A 13,023-nucleotide genomic window follows, 5' to 3' on the forward strand; every position below is an offset into this window, starting at 1 on the left:
CGGACATTTCATGGCGCTCGGTTTCATCAAAAAAGTCTTCACCTTCGGCCGTGAAAAGCCGGCTGAAGAGCAGGCGCCTGTGGAGGATTTGGCTCGGGTAGAAGCGCCCGTTGTAGAGCAGGAGGTGCCGCCTCTTGTAGATGCTTCGCCGGCTTCCGAACCTGCGGAGGCCTCGGCACCCCCCTCTGTCCCTTCGGGACATCTCCCCCACACGGGGGGAGATCGCTTGGAGAGCGAGGCGCCGGCCGAGCAAGAGCTAAAGGCTGAGCAGGTCGTAGAGCCAGTTGCTTTCGTTGAACCTGATACGAAGACGCAGGCTGCGGAAGAGCAGGCGGTTGAGTCGGAACGATCCACTGCTACAGAAACCAATGTGGTTTCAGGGGAAGCATCCTCCGAACCGATCTCCCCCCTTGTGGGGGAGATGTCCGACAGGACAGAGGGGGGTGACGCAGTTCCAGCAAGTTCGGAACTATCGTCGAAAGACTCTGAAGCGGCCTCCGAAAACACCGAAACCTCAGCCCAAGCTCCCATCCTCCCCAAGGGCTTCTCCACCGCGGCCTCCGCTCCAAGCCCCATTCCTGAAGCCCCCAAGCAAAAGCTCTCCTGGTTCCAGCGCCTGCGCGCCGGGCTTGCGCGCACCTCGTCGCAGCTCACCGGCCAGATCGCGGCGCTCTTCACCAAGCGCAAGCTCGACGATCAGACGCTGCAGGATCTGGAGGATCTGTTGATCCAGGCCGATCTTGGCGTCGAGACGGCGATGCGGGTCACGGATACGCTGGCCTCTGAGCGCTATGGCAAGGACGTCACAAGCGAAGACGTCGGCCGCATCATGGCGCAGGAAATCGCCAAGGTTTTGAAGCCGGTCGCCAAGCCCTTGCAGCTCGATCTCAGCCACAAGCCGCATGTCATTCTCGTGGTCGGCGTCAACGGCACGGGCAAGACGACGACCATCGGCAAGCTGGCGGCAAAACTCTCCGGCGCAGGTTTGAAGGTCATGGTCGCTGCCGGCGATACATTCCGTGCCGCGGCTATCGAGCAATTGAAGATCTGGGCCGACCGCACCAAGTCGGAATTCATCGGCACCAAGCTCGGCGCGGATGCTGCCGGCCTTGCCTTCGATGCCTTCCAGCAGGCTAAGGCCAACAAGAGCGACGTTTTGATCATCGATACCGCCGGCCGCCTGCAGAACAAGGCGGAGCTGATGGCCGAGCTCGAAAAGATCGTGCGCGTGCTCGGCAAGCTTGATCCGGATGCGCCGCATACCGTGCTGCAGACGCTGGACGCGACCACGGGCCAGAATGCCTTGAACCAGGTGGAAATCTTCCGCAATGTCGCCGGCGTCAACGGACTGATCATGACTAAGCTTGACGGCACCGCGCGCGGCGGCATCCTTGTCGCTATCTCGGCCAAGCACAAGCTGCCGGTCTATTTCATTGGTGTCGGCGAGGGTGTAGACGATCTCGAGCCATTCGAGGCCGAGGATTTCGCCAATGCCATTGCCGGCACGGGGGCTGGAAACGGCCAATGAACGACAAGAACAAACTCGATGACAAATTTGATGACAGGGAAAGTGCCGCAATGACGACCAGCGACAGCGATCTCACCCCAAGTGCCGCCGACAAACACCATCCGATGCTGAAGTTGGTGCTGGAACTCGGGCCTTTGCTGGTGTTCTTCTTCGGCAATCTGCGCGGCGACTGGCTGGTGCAGCATTTCCCGCAGCTGGCAGCGCTCGGCGGTCCGCTCTTCGTCGCCACCGGCCTGTTCATGGCTGCGACGGTGATCTCACTCGTCGTCTCGAAAGTGATGCTCGGCCATCTGCCGCTGATGCCCTTCGTCTCCGGCATCGTGGTCGTCATCTTCGGCGCGCTCGGCATCTACTTGCAGAATGAAACCTTCATCAAGATGAAGCCGACCATCGTCAATGCGCTGTTCGGCGTCGCGCTGCTCGGCGGCCTTGCCTTCGGCAAGTCGCTGCTCGGCTATGTCTTCAACGCCGCCTTCCAGCTGGATGCCGAGGGCTGGCGCAAGCTGACGCTGCGTTGGGGCATCTTCTTCTTCGTTCTGGCCGTGCTCAACGAAGTCGTCTGGCGCGGCTCGAACTGGTACTATTTGCCCGATGCCAAGGCGGCGGACGATCTCTGGGTGAACTTCAAGGTGTGGGCGACGATGCCGATCACGATTATCTTCACCCTCTCGCAGATGCCGCTGATCATGAAGCACACGGTCGAACAGCCGGCGGAAAACGGTAAATGAGCGACGCCATCGACGCCCAAAGCCGATACCGGCAGCAAAGTTTCTGGTTCATCGCCTGCGCCGTCGTTCTGCTCGTGCAGATCGTGACCGAATATATGATGGGCCGCGTGCCGATCTGCACCTGCGGCTACGTCAAACTTTTCGAGCCGGTCGTCAAATCCAGCGGCAACTCGCAGCATATCGCCGATTGGTACACGCCGTCGCATATCATCCACGGCTTCCTCTTCTTCGGGCTCACGCATCTGATCATGCGCCGCAAGCCGCTGTCGATGCGTCTCTTCGTGGCCATGCTGATCGAGTCCGGCTGGGAAATTCTGGAAAACTCGCCGATCATCATCAATCGCTACCGCGCGGCGACGATCTCGCTCGATTATATCGGCGACAGCATCCTCAATTCGTCGATGGACGCCGTGTTCATGGTGGTCGGCTTCCTGTTTGCCTGGCGTGCGCCGGTCGTGGTGACGATCGCCATCGCCATCTTCTTTGAGCTGCTCACCGGCTATCTGATCCGCGATAATCTCACGCTCAACGTGCTGATGCTGGTCTGGCCGGTCGAGGCGGTCAAGACCTGGCAGGGCGGGATTTGAGAGGATTTGAGGCTGGCTCCGTGGCCATCTCGTGGTTCGAGGCCTTGCTTCCGCCGCTATCGCGTCGGCAACAAGGCACCTCACCATGAGGTGGAGCGACCTTAGAGCAATTCTAGGAAAAGTGCATAGAGGTTTTCCGTCCGGAATTGCGTAGAAACAAAAGGTTAGAGCGTTTCCGCGATTCGAAGAAAAGCGGAAGCGCTCTAGCGGCGCGGTGCAGCGATTAGTCCTCATGGTGAGGTGCGAAGACCCGCAGGGCTGGAGCCTCGAACCACGAGGGCGGGTGGTTACGCTTCGATGAAGCCAGGCATTTAGGCTGCCGGTTTCCCCAGAGCCTTCGCTATCGCCGGATAGAGCCCTTCCTTCAGGCTGGTCGGCGTAAACGGACCGACCTGCTTGTAGAGGATCGTGCCGTCGGGGGAGACGAGGTAGGATTCCGGGATGCCGTATACACCCCAGTCGATGGCGGCGGAGCCGTTGGGGTCGATGCCGATGGCGTTGTAGGGATTGCCAAGTTCGCCGAGGAAGCGGAGCGCGTTCTCGCTCGTATCCTTGTAGTTGATTGCGACGATGTTGAGCTGACCGCTCTTGGCGAGTTCCTTCAGCACCGGATGCTCGTCGCGGCACGGAATGCACCAGGAGGCGAAGACGTTGACGAGCGTCAGCTTGCCCTTGATGGCGTCATCGGTCAGCGCCGGCAGGTTGGAGCCTGCAAGCGGCGGCAGGGCGAGCTTGGGTGCCTTGGTGCCGATCAGGGCGGAAGGGATGGCCGATATGTCGGTGCCGTGCACTTCCTGGTCATACATGACCTTGCCGACGGCAAAGGCGATGCAGGCAAAGACGACAAGCGGGATCAGCGCCAGCAGATAGCGCGCGGTGCCGCTGCTCGATTTCGGCTGGTCCTTATTATCGGTATCCACAGTCATTTCGTTTCGCTTTCAGCTGCGCGCTGCGAACGGCGGCGGATGCCGGAGGCGTCTAGTGCCGCAAGTTCGCGACGGCGCAGGCGTCCGTCGATCCAGATCCAGGCGATGATGGCGAGGATCATGAAAGCTGCAAAGCCGTAGGAGCCGAAGACGTAGAAGGGATGCGACATGCTATTCCTCGCGGCTCGCCATGCGCGCGGCCATGCGGCGCTGCGTCGCGATGCGGCGGCGCCAGATTTCGTTGCGGATCGCCATCAGGTGCAGCGTGAAGAACAGCAGTGTGAAGGCGAGCGCCATCACGAAGAGCGGCCAGAGGAATTCGGCGTCGATGGCCGGGCCATCCATGCGCATGATGCTTTCCGACTGATGCAGCGTGTTCCACCAGTCCACCGAGAACTTGATGATCGGGATATTGATGAAGCCGACCAGCGTCAGCACGGAGGCGACGCGGGCGGCCTTCGACGGATCGTCCATGGCGCGGTTGAGCGCGATCAGGCCGAGATACATCAGGAAAAGGATGAAGACCGAGGTCAGCCGCGCATCCCAGACCCAATAGGTGCCCCACATCGGCTTGCCCCAAAGCGAGCCGGTGACCAGTGCGATCAGCGTGAAGGCGGCGCCGAGCGGGGCGGCGGTCTTGCCGGCGACGTCGGCGAGCGGATGGCGCCAGACCAGTGTGCCGATCGCCGACATGCTCATGATCGTGTAGCACATCATCGACAGCCAGGCGGCGGGAACGTGGATATACATGATGCGGACGGTATCGCCCTGCTGGTAGTCGCCCTCGGTCGTAAAGGAGAGATAGAGACCGATCGCGAAAAGCACGGCCGAGATGACAGCCAGCCAGGGAATGAGACGCGCCGAAAGGGCCAGAAACCGCGTGGGGTTGGCGAGGTCGGAAAATCGGCTGATCGCAGTGATATCGCTCATGCGGCTTGTTTAACCTGATATGGCTTTTCCGGCAATCGACCGCGTTGCCTCGGATAGACGAAACAGTATCACCGTTAGAGCCTTTCCGCTTTTCTTCGAGCCGCGAAAACGCTCTACCCTCTTGTTATTGCGCAATTCCGGGCGGAAAACCGCTTCGCATTTTTCCTGGAATTGCTCCGATCAATCAGTCGTGTTCCTGAGGGCAAGGGCAGCGGCGGCCGGGCCGATGACTGCGAAGAACAGCGTGAGCGCGATCAATATCAGGAACGGCGGCAGGAAGGGTTGCGGTCCCTCGACGGCGGCATAGGTGGCGCTGACGCCGAAGATCAGCACGGGAATGGTGAGCGGCAGGACGAGAATGGAAACGAGCAGCCCGCCGCGCGGCAACGCCACGGCGACGGCGGCGCCGACGGCGCCGATGAAGGTGATGGCCGGCGAGCCGACGAGCAGGGTGAGCGCCGTCGCACCGATTGCCGTCTCGCTCATATTCATAAAGAGACCGAGCAGTGGCGAGGCGATGACGAGGGGCAGGCCGGTCGCCACCCAATGCGCTGCGCATTTGATGAAAACGGTGAGGACCAGCGGCGTTTCCTGCATGACGAGCAGATCGAGCGAACCGTCGTCGCGCTCGGCCTGGAACAGCCGGTCGAGGCCGAGCAGGCTTGCGAGCAGCGCGCCGATCCAGACGATGGCCGGGCCGATGCGCGAGAGAAGCTTGAGGTCGGGGCCAACGCCGAAGGGAATGACGGCGACAACGGTGAGGAAGAAGAGAATGCCGATCAATGCTCCGCCGCCGGCGCGGACCGAAAGTCTGAGGTCGCGGAGGAAGAGGGCGGTCATGGGAAATAGCTTTCAAAGTGAGTCGGCGAATTGCCTTTCGCCTGGCTCAAGGCGCGAGAAGCGTTTGCTTCTCGCCACCCCCCTCTGCCCCGTTGGGGCATCTCCCCCACAAGGGGGGAGATCGGTAGTTCGTTGCTCAGCCGGCGCCGAACAATGGCTTGCAGTACCCGCAGATCATATCGAAGTTGCTTTGGGCATGTAGCTGCGGCCCATAATCTCCCCCCTTGTGGGGGAGATGTCACGAAAGTGACAGAGGGGGGTAACTCATCGCGCAGCGATGAGTTTTTCCGAAAGGACAGAGGGTGGCATCGCAGGCTCGGCAAACTCGACATCATCCCCACACCCCCTCGTTCACCCCTGCAAATCCCGTCATCCGCATCTCCTGCACATTCTCCAGCCCCAGCGGCTGGTGCGTCGCAGCAAGCACAACCCCGCCATTCTTCTGATGGGTTGTAATCAGATCCGCAAAGAGTTGATCCGCTGAGCTGTCCAATGCCGCCGTCGGTTCGTCGAGGATCCAGATCGGGCGATAGGCGACGAGAAGTTTGGCGAAAGCGATTCGCCGCTGCTGGCCGGCGGAGAGGTAGCCGAAGGGCAGGTGCGTGATGCCGGCAAGTCCGACGGCACCGACGGCCTCATCGACATCAAGACCGAAGCCGCCCGGCATATCACCGAGGAATGTTTTCCAGAAGGTCAGATTTTCGGCGACAGTCAGCTCGGATTTCATTGCATTGCGATGGCCGAGATAGTGGCTGGCTTCGCCGGCAGGCCGGCCCGATTCGCCGTCATTTCCGTTGAATGTGACAGTGCCTTTTTCCGGCCGTAGAAGGCCCGCCACAACGCGCAGAAGCGTCGATTTTCCCGACCCGTTGCGCCCCGTCAGAACGAGTGCGTCGCCAGCGGTCAAGTTGAAGGAAACATTCAAGAAAATCAGGTCTTCGCCCCGCCTTGCCGCCAGATTTTCAGCGCTTAGATGCATTCGCTCAGGCTTTCCCCGTTTTCGTTGCTGCAACGCGCAAAAAATTGTCCAAATTTGCGCTTTGTCACTCTGGCAAGTCTTTACGAAATTATCTATAAGACCTGCAACCACGCCAGCGGTCGGCGTGAATTCAATCCTTGCGCCGAACTTAAGGTATTTTCCTTACGTGCGGACAGCGGAAATGGCCGTACCCGCATCCTGATGTGCATAAAGTGCATAGGCGTTCGCACGACTGTGTTGGCTATCAGAAACGGGGTATCTCGTGTCTAAATCTCTTGACAGTTTCAATTGTCGTTCCACGCTGACCGTGGGCGGAAAAGACTATGTCTATTTCAGCCTGCCCAAGGCCGAGGCCAATGGTCTGCCCGGCGTTTCCAAGCTGCCTTACTCCATGAAGGTGCTGCTGGAAAACCTGCTGCGTTTTGAAGACGGGCAGTCGGTCACGAAGGAACATATCCTTGGCGTCGCCGAATGGCTGACCAACAAGGGCACCGTCGAGAACGAAATCGCCTATCGCCCGGCGCGCGTGCTGATGCAGGACTTCACCGGCGTTCCCGCTGTTGTCGACCTTGCTGCCATGCGCGACGCCATGGTCTCCCTCGGCGGCGATCCGGAAAAGATCAACCCGCTGGTTCCCGTCGACCTCGTCATCGACCACTCCGTCATCGTCGACGAATTCGGCACGCCGCAGGCTTTCGCCCGCAACGTTGAGCTGGAATACCAGCGCAACGGCGAGCGCTACCGTTTCCTGAAGTGGGGTCAGCAGGCATTCAAGAACTTCCGCGTCGTCCCCCCCGGCACCGGCATCTGTCACCAGGTCAATCTCGAGTACCTCGGCCAGACCGTCTGGACGAAGGAAGAAGACGGCGAAACGATCGCCTATCCCGACACCTGCGTCGGCACCGATTCGCACACGACGATGATCAACGGCCTCGGCGTTCTCGGCTGGGGTGTGGGCGGTATCGAGGCTGAAGCCGCCATGCTCGGCCAGCCGGTCTCCATGCTGCTTCCGGAAGTCATCGGCTTCAAGCTGACCGGCAAGCTCAAGGAAGGCGTCACCGCGACCGACCTCGTGCTGACCGTCGTGCAGATGCTGCGCAAGAAGGGCGTCGTTTCCAAGTTCGTCGAATTCTTCGGCCCCGGCCTCGACAACATGCCGCTCGCCGACCGCGCCACCATCGGCAACATGGGTCCGGAATACGGCGCGACCTGCGGCTTCTTCCCGGTCGACAAGGAAACGCTGAACTACCTCAACATGTCCGGCCGCGCCAAGGACCGCATCGCGCTCGTTGAAGCCTATTCCAAGGCTCAGGGCATGTGGCGTGACAATGACGGCTCCGACCTCGTCTTCACCGACACGCTGGAACTCGACCTTGGCGACGTCGTGCCGTCGATGGCCGGCCCGAAGCGTCCGGAAGGCCGCATCGCGCTCGAAAACATCGCTTCCGGCTTCGCCACCTCGCTGGAAACCGAATACAAGAAGCCCGGCCAGCTCTCCAACCGCTATGCGGTCGAAGGCACGGATTTCGATATCGGCCATGGTGACGTCGCCATTGCTGCGATCACCTCCTGCACCAACACCTCCAACCCGTCGGTGCTGATCGCTGCCGGCCTTCTCGCCCGCAACGCCGTTGCCAAGGGCCTGAAGACCAAGCCGTGGGTCAAGACGTCGTTGGCACCGGGATCTCAGGTCGTCGGCGAATATCTTGCCAAGTCCGGCCTGCAGGCCGATCTCGACAAGCTTGGCTTCAACCTGGTTGGCTTCGGCTGCACCACCTGCATCGGTAATTCCGGCCCGTTGCCGGCGCCGATCTCCAAGACGATCAACGACAAGGGCCTGATCGTATCGGGCGTGCTCTCCGGCAACCGCAACTTCGAAGGCCGTATCTCGCCTGACGTCCAGGCCAACTACCTGGCTTCGCCGCCGCTCGTCGTCGCCTATGCGCTCGCCGGCTCGGTGCAGCTCGACCTGACGAAGGAGCCGATCGGTGAAGACCAGAACGGCAAGCCGGTCTACCTCAAGGACATCTGGCCGACCTCGCACGAGGTTCAGGAGTTCATCCAGAAGTACGTCACCCGCGAGCTCTACGAGAGCAAGTATGCCGACGTCTTCAAGGGCGATGCCAACTGGCAGGCTGTGCAGGTTCCTCCGGGCCAGACCTATGCCTGGGACGACAACTCGACCTACGTGCAGAACCCGCCTTACTTCGTGGGCATGGGCAAGAAGGGCGCCGGCGTTTCCGACATCAAGGGCGCTCGCGTTCTCGGCCTCTTCGGCGACAAGATCACCACCGACCACATTTCCCCGGCCGGTTCGATCAAGGCTGCCTCGCCGGCCGGTGCATACCTCATCGGTCATGGCGTCGGCGTTGCCGACTTCAACCAATACGGCACGCGCCGCGGCAACCATGAAGTCATGATGCGTGGCACGTTTGCCAACATCCGCATCCGCAACCACATGCTCGGCCCGAACGGCAAGGAAGGTGGCTACACCATCCACTATCCGTCCAAGGAAGAGACGTCGATCTACGATGCGGCCATGCAGTACAAGGCCGAGGGCGTTCCGCTCGTCATCTTCGCCGGCGTCGAATACGGCAACGGCTCGTCGCGCGACTGGGCTGCAAAGGGCACGAACCTGCTCGGCGTACGCGCCGTGATCGCCCAGTCCTTCGAGCGTATCCACCGCTCGAACCTCGTTGGCATGGGCGTCATCCCCTTCGTTTTCGAGGACGGCACCACCTGGGCCAGCCTCGGCCTGAAGGGCGACGAACTCGTCACCATCGAAGGCCTAGCTGATATCAAGCCGCGCGAGCGCAAGATCGCCAAGGTCACCTATGGCGACGGCACGGTGAAGGACATTCCGATCATCTGCCGTATCGATACGCTGGATGAGGTCGTCTACGTCAACAATGGCGGTATCCTGCAGACCGTTCTGCGCGATCTCGCTGCCTGATAGGCATTAAACGCTGTTATGGGAGGCCGCCGGAAAACTCTTCCGGCGGCCTCTTGTTTTTCACGGTGATGTGTATGGCGAGACTTCCAGCTCACTTCGGTCTCACCCCATCGTGACTTTGCGTCATCGCGTTAAACTATTATCTCTTGTTTCAGATTTTTCGGGCTTGATGTGGCCTGGTCGCCCCAAGAAGCGTTGATATTGCAGAGCCCGTGCAGGCAGCGGCGCTCAAGATTGGATGCAGAGGTAAGATAGAATGCGCCTTCGGTTTTTGGCTCCACTTCTGGCAGGCATTGCGCTCGCAAGTTCGCTGCATGCGCAGGAGGCTGCGAAGATCAAGGGCGTCGTCGAACTCTTCACCTCGCAGGGCTGTGCTTCCTGTCCTCCCGCCGATGCGGCGTTCCGCAAGCTGATCCGCCAGGGCAATGTCGTGGCGCTCGCCTATCACGTCGATTATTGGAACTATCTCGGCTGGAACGATACGATGGCGTCCAAGGACAATACGGCGCGCCAATATGCCTATGCCCGCACGATGGGGCGCAGCGGCGTCTATACGCCGCAGGCGATCGTCAATGGCAGGGATCACATGAACGGTGCCGATCTCGATGCCATCAACGTCAAGCTCGATGATTTCCAGCGCCTTGGCGAGGGGCTGACGGTTCCGGTGAATGCTGTCATGAAGGGCGACGAGCTCGAGATCAAGATCGGCGCCGGGCAGGGCAAGGCGAATGTCGTTGCCGTCTATTTTGACAAGGAGCAGATGGTGGCTCCGAAGGGCGGCGAAAACAACGGCCAGCAGATCGCGTACATGCACGCGGTATCCGACGTCGAAACAGTCGGCATGTGGGACGGCAAGGCCATGAGCCTCGTGCTGCCGTCGACCGTGCTGGATAAGGCCGGCCGGCGCGGCCTCGCGATCCTGCTGCAGTCGTCGACATCTTCGGGCGATCCGGCTGCTATTCTCGGGGCGACTGTTCTGACGGTCGGCTCGGACGGCTGAGCGGTTTTCCAGCTTTGCCGGAGGTCTTTCATTTCTGTTCGGACCGAAAAGGCTCCCTATTTGGGCTGATGCCAAAAAGGGGTCCCTATTTTGGCTAGCGCCAAAAAGGGGAGGTGCCCGGCGAGGACGCATTCGGGGCTGGGGTTTAATCGAAGCGCCCCGGCCGGGCCGTTTGACGCGGCGGCGCCAAACGGCCCCCTATACTTCCTGTAAATTGGGCGTCGTTTTGTTTGAAATGCGGCACTGCCGCGATGCTTTCAGGCGCAGGAAAGAAATTGTGAGCCGCCAGCCGTCTTGCAATTTGATGTGGCTGAGGCAAACTGTCATTCTCCTGTCATGAGATAGCCCCTGGGGGATTGATGACTGATCAGCCGGATTTGAGACACGGTGAAAGCCGTTCCGTCGATACCAATTCATCCGTCGTCGTTGATCTCAGAGAATACAAACAGAGCAAGGACCCGCTACCGGTGACCTTTCATCGCCGGGAGCTGGATGCGATTCTCTGGATCTATGGCCGCATGGTCGGCGAAGGCGAGTGGCGCGACTATGCCATCGACCACTTGAAGGACAAGGCGGTTTTCTCCGTCTTCAAGCGCTCCGGCGAGATGCCGCTCTTCCGCATCGAAAAGAATCCGAAGCTTGCGGCCAAGCAGGGCGCCTTTTCCGTCGTCAACACCAACGGCATGATCCTGAAACGCGGTCATGACCTGAACCAAGTGTTGAAGGTTTTCGACAAGCAGCTGAAGCTGGTGGAGAAGTAGTTTCTCGTCATTGGCTACGCGCTTGTGGCGAGTGCGGCACCCCCCTCTGTCACTTCGTGACATCTCCCCCACAAGGGGGGAGATTGGTAACTTGTGGCACGCGTGCGCCTAAAGTGAAGATCGGGGTTGCAGAAACTGCAGGTTATTGGTTTGGAAAGACGAGCGTCATACTCCCAACAATCTCCCCCCTTGTGGGGGAGATGTCGCGACAGCGGCAGAGGGGGTATCAGAGGCTCAATAGGGGCGCAGATCTACTCCCCAAAAAGCGTCCCCGGATAGACCGACAGATCCGGATCGTTCTGATCACCGTCCCCAAGCGCCTTCTGCATCAGCATCGTATCCAGCCAGCGCCCATGCTTGTAGCCGGTGCCCTTCAAGAGCCCCGCTTCGGTAAAGCCAGCGGCGCGATGCACGGCGACGGAGGCGGGATGGGCGCCGCCGATGACGGCGATCATCTGGCGGAAGCCGAGCGTTTGGCAGCTTTCGACGAGCGCATCGAGCAGCAGCCTGCCGATGCCGCGACCGCGGGCCTCCGGCGCCAGATAGATCGAGTCCTCCACCATCCAGCGATAGGCAGGCCGCGTGCGGAACGAGGAAGCATAGGCGTAGCCGAGAAAGGTGCGGGCCTCGTCTTCCGCAACGAGATAAGGGTAGCCCTTGTCGCAGATCGCCTGGAAGCGCGCCGCCATCTCTTCCTCACTCGGTGGCGTGATCTCATAGCTCGCCGTGCCGTTCAGGACGGAGTCGCGATAGATTGCCGTGATGTGGGAAAGGTCGTCTGAGGTTGCACTGCGAAGGCTGACGGACATTGCTTCTATTGCCTGATCTGCGAATTTGTGACGGCAACTATCAAATCGCAGGGCGTGTGCCCAAGCAAATAAAAAAGGCGGCCGAAGCCGCCTTTTCGTATCTCATTCATGCCGTGCGATTAACGGCGGTTGCCCATGAATTGCAGCAGGAACATGAACAGGTTGATGAAGTCGAGGTAGAGCGACAGGGCACCCATGATCGCCTTGCGGCCGGCCACGGTCGCATCGTCGGCGGTGTAGTACATTTCCTTGATCCGCTGCGTGTCGTAGGCGGTAAGGCCTGCGAAGATCAGGACGCCGATCACGGAGATGGCGAACTGCAGGGCGGACGAAGCCAGGAAGATGTTGACGAGCGTCGCGATAATCAGGCCGAAGAGACCCATCATCAGGAATGAACCCATCGCCGACAGGTCACGCTTCGTCGTGTAGCCGTAGAGCGACAGCGCGCCGAAGGAGGCGGCGGTCACGAAGAAGGTCTGCACGACGCTCTGGCCAGTGTAGATGATGAAGATCGACGACAGCGACAGGCCCACCAGCGCGGCGTAGACCCAGAAGGTCGTCGTCGCGGCGGCCACGCTCATGCGGTTAATCCTGAAGCTCAGGAAGAAGACCATTGCGAGCGGGGCGAGAATGACCACCCACTTCAGCGGGCTCAGATAGATCGCCTGGCCGAAGGCCGTGATCTGTCCGTTTGCGAAAGCGAGCGAGAAGGAGAGATAGGCGGCAACACCCGTGATCGCCAGACCCAGCGCCATCAGGTTATAGACCTTGAGCATGTAGGCTCGAAGGCCTTCGTCTATCATCGCACCGGATTGCGCGCCGCTCTGCGCCCGGTTTTGGTAATTGCGAAAGTCAGCCATGTTTTCCTCTTTCAAGCTCCGATGTGATTACGGTGTCGGGTCTTTCTAGGCCCAGGCGCCGCTGCGGAGCTCAGCATGCCTGCACAGAATATGAGGCTTTCGGGCCTCATAGACAAGGGTCA

At 60.3% G+C, this 13,023-nt stretch carries 13 protein-coding genes; 6 read left to right on the forward strand and 7 right to left on the reverse strand.

Features of this window, described 5'->3' with window-relative positions:
* Nucleotides 1-10: 10 nt before the first annotated feature.
* From ftsY to GA0061103_RS28540, 3 genes are read left to right on the forward strand one after another with little or no spacing between them, the layout of a single operon-like run.
* Nucleotides 11-1,528: a signal recognition particle-docking protein FtsY gene (gene ftsY / locus GA0061103_RS28530; RefSeq protein ID WP_092717318.1), complete on the forward strand. Its 1,518-nt coding sequence runs from the start codon at nt 11-13 to the stop codon at nt 1,526-1,528.
* Nucleotides 1,525-2,256: a septation protein A gene (locus tag GA0061103_RS28535; RefSeq protein WP_092717321.1), complete on the forward strand. Its 732-nt coding sequence runs from the start codon at nt 1,525-1,527 to the stop codon at nt 2,254-2,256. The genes ftsY and GA0061103_RS28535 overlap by 4 nt, the downstream gene beginning before the upstream one ends.
* The gene (locus GA0061103_RS28540; RefSeq protein WP_092717324.1) at nt 2,253-2,843 is read left to right on the forward strand and encodes a DUF2585 domain-containing protein; all 591 of its coding nucleotides are present in this window, start codon (nt 2,253-2,255) and stop codon (nt 2,841-2,843) included. Before GA0061103_RS28535 ends, GA0061103_RS28540 begins: the two co-directional genes overlap by 4 nt.
* A 311-nt stretch (nt 2,844-3,154) precedes the next feature.
* On the opposite strand, the gene GA0061103_RS28545 is transcribed toward GA0061103_RS28540, so the two are convergent.
* The 5 genes from GA0061103_RS28545 to ccmA form a co-directional block, all read right to left on the reverse strand.
* Complete coding sequence (locus tag GA0061103_RS28545) at nt 3,155-3,769, reverse strand: DsbE family thiol:disulfide interchange protein (protein ID WP_092717327.1); 615 nt, start codon at nt 3,767-3,769, stop codon at nt 3,155-3,157.
* Nucleotides 3,766-3,939 (reverse strand): heme exporter protein CcmD, encoded by a 174-nt coding sequence (gene ccmD / locus GA0061103_RS28550; protein WP_092717329.1) that lies wholly within the window; start codon nt 3,937-3,939, stop codon nt 3,766-3,768. Before ccmD ends, GA0061103_RS28545 begins: the two co-directional genes overlap by 4 nt.
* Nucleotide 3,940: 1 nt before the next feature.
* Nucleotides 3,941-4,699, reverse strand: a complete 759-nt coding sequence (locus GA0061103_RS28555; protein ID WP_092717332.1) for a heme ABC transporter permease — start codon at nt 4,697-4,699, stop codon at nt 3,941-3,943.
* Between the two features lie 180 nt (nt 4,700-4,879).
* A complete protein-coding gene (gene ccmB / locus GA0061103_RS28560) occupies nt 4,880-5,539 on the reverse strand; it encodes a heme exporter protein CcmB (protein WP_092717335.1) in 660 nt (219 codons plus the stop codon).
* A gap of 331 nt (nt 5,540-5,870) precedes the next feature.
* Entirely contained in the window at nt 5,871-6,518 is a 648-nt protein-coding gene (gene ccmA / locus GA0061103_RS28565) for a heme ABC exporter ATP-binding protein CcmA (RefSeq protein ID WP_092717338.1), read from the reverse strand.
* 262 nt (nt 6,519-6,780) lie between these two features.
* Between ccmA and acnA the strand changes: the two genes are divergently transcribed.
* The 3 genes from acnA (at nt 6,781) to GA0061103_RS28580 (ending at nt 11,232) form a co-directional block, all read left to right on the forward strand.
* Nucleotides 6,781-9,471 carry an aconitate hydratase AcnA gene (gene acnA / locus GA0061103_RS28570; RefSeq protein WP_092717341.1) on the forward strand — a complete coding sequence of 897 codons (2,691 nt, stop codon included), beginning with the start codon at nt 6,781-6,783 and terminating at the stop codon, nt 9,469-9,471.
* 256 nt (nt 9,472-9,727) lie between these two features.
* Nucleotides 9,728-10,471 carry a DUF1223 domain-containing protein gene (locus GA0061103_RS28575; RefSeq protein ID WP_092717344.1) on the forward strand — a complete coding sequence of 248 codons (744 nt, stop codon included), beginning with the start codon at nt 9,728-9,730 and terminating at the stop codon, nt 10,469-10,471.
* 359 nt (nt 10,472-10,830) lie between these two features.
* Nucleotides 10,831-11,232, forward strand: a complete 402-nt coding sequence (locus GA0061103_RS28580) for a DUF2794 domain-containing protein (RefSeq protein WP_092717347.1) — start codon at nt 10,831-10,833, stop codon at nt 11,230-11,232.
* Nucleotides 11,233-11,483: 251 nt separating this feature from the next.
* Here the strand turns inward: GA0061103_RS28580 and GA0061103_RS28585 are convergent, their stop codons facing one another.
* Nucleotides 11,484-12,041 carry a GNAT family N-acetyltransferase gene (locus GA0061103_RS28585; RefSeq protein WP_092717350.1) on the reverse strand — a complete coding sequence of 186 codons (558 nt, stop codon included), beginning with the start codon at nt 12,039-12,041 and terminating at the stop codon, nt 11,484-11,486.
* A gap of 119 nt (nt 12,042-12,160) precedes the next feature.
* Nucleotides 12,161-12,901, reverse strand: a complete 741-nt coding sequence (locus GA0061103_RS28590; protein ID WP_075853634.1) for a Bax inhibitor-1/YccA family protein — start codon at nt 12,899-12,901, stop codon at nt 12,161-12,163.
* Between the last annotated feature and the right edge of the window lie 122 nt (nt 12,902-13,023).

It is taken from the genome of Martinezella multihospitum (genome assembly GCF_900094585.1).
GTDB classification, from domain to species: domain Bacteria; phylum Pseudomonadota; class Alphaproteobacteria; order Rhizobiales; family Rhizobiaceae; genus Rhizobium; species Rhizobium multihospitium.

Coding starts and splice junctions, on each gene's coding strand:
- ftsY (WP_092717318.1), top strand. CDS start 11: ATGGCGCTCGGTTTCATCAAAAAAGTCTTCACCTTCGGCCGTGAAAAG.
- GA0061103_RS28535 (WP_092717321.1), top strand. CDS start 1,525: ATGAACGACAAGAACAAACTCGATGACAAATTTGATGACAGGGAAAGT.
- GA0061103_RS28540 (WP_092717324.1), top strand. CDS start 2,253: ATGAGCGACGCCATCGACGCCCAAAGCCGATACCGGCAGCAAAGTTTC.
- GA0061103_RS28545 (WP_092717327.1), bottom strand. CDS start 3,769: ATGACTGTGGATACCGATAATAAGGACCAGCCGAAATCGAGCAGCGGC.
- ccmD (WP_092717329.1), bottom strand. CDS start 3,939: ATGTCGCATCCCTTCTACGTCTTCGGCTCCTACGGCTTTGCAGCTTTC.
- GA0061103_RS28555 (WP_092717332.1), bottom strand. CDS start 4,699: ATGAGCGATATCACTGCGATCAGCCGATTTTCCGACCTCGCCAACCCC.
- ccmB (WP_092717335.1), bottom strand. CDS start 5,539: ATGACCGCCCTCTTCCTCCGCGACCTCAGACTTTCGGTCCGCGCCGGC.
- ccmA (WP_092717338.1), bottom strand. CDS start 6,518: ATGCATCTAAGCGCTGAAAATCTGGCGGCAAGGCGGGGCGAAGACCTG.
- GA0061103_RS28575 (WP_092717344.1), top strand. CDS start 9,728: ATGCGCCTTCGGTTTTTGGCTCCACTTCTGGCAGGCATTGCGCTCGCA.
- GA0061103_RS28580 (WP_092717347.1), top strand. CDS start 10,831: ATGACTGATCAGCCGGATTTGAGACACGGTGAAAGCCGTTCCGTCGAT.
- GA0061103_RS28585 (WP_092717350.1), bottom strand. CDS start 12,041: ATGTCCGTCAGCCTTCGCAGTGCAACCTCAGACGACCTTTCCCACATC.
- GA0061103_RS28590 (WP_075853634.1), bottom strand. CDS start 12,901: ATGGCTGACTTTCGCAATTACCAAAACCGGGCGCAGAGCGGCGCGCAA.